1 pseudogene is annotated in these 490 nt (G+C 63.3%); it reads right to left on the bottom strand.

The features are described 5' to 3' along the window. A pseudogene (locus NEK97_RS19785) lies at positions 1-490 on the bottom strand (pyruvate dehydrogenase (acetyl-transferring), homodimeric type); the annotation flags it as partial.

Here is a 490-nt window from a genome sequence, read left to right as displayed (position 1 = left end):
CAACAAACCACGGGACTCGGGCTCGTCCATTTCCCCGTCACCAAGGAACGCCCAGACCTGCTGGTCCGAGGTGTCCTTGATCCCACGGTTCTGCAGATACCGGTTGGACTGGGCCTGGTAGATCGCGTTCATCGGGCCGATACCCATCGACACGGTCGGGAACTCCCAGAAATCCGGCATCAGGCGCGGGTGCGGGTACGAGGACAGGGCGTGCCCTTCCTTGGACTTCTCCTGACGGAACCCGTCCAGATCCTCTTCGCTGAGGCGGCCTTCCATGAACGCCCGCGCGTACATCCCCGGGGACGCGTGACCCTGGAAGAACACCTGGTCACCGCCCGAGGGGTGGTCCTTACCGCGGAAGAAGTGGTTAAAGCCCACCTCGTACAGGGTCGCGGCACCGGCATACGTGGAGATATGCCCGCCCACACCAATATCGGAACGCTGCGCACGATGAACCATCACCGCCGCGTTCCACCGCATATACGCCCGG

This window comes from Paenarthrobacter sp. UW852 (genome assembly GCF_024608385.1).
Lineage (GTDB): Bacteria > Actinomycetota > Actinomycetes > Actinomycetales > Micrococcaceae > Arthrobacter.
Note: the sequence above shows the minus strand (reverse complement) of the source record. Positions and strands in the feature narration are given on the sequence as shown.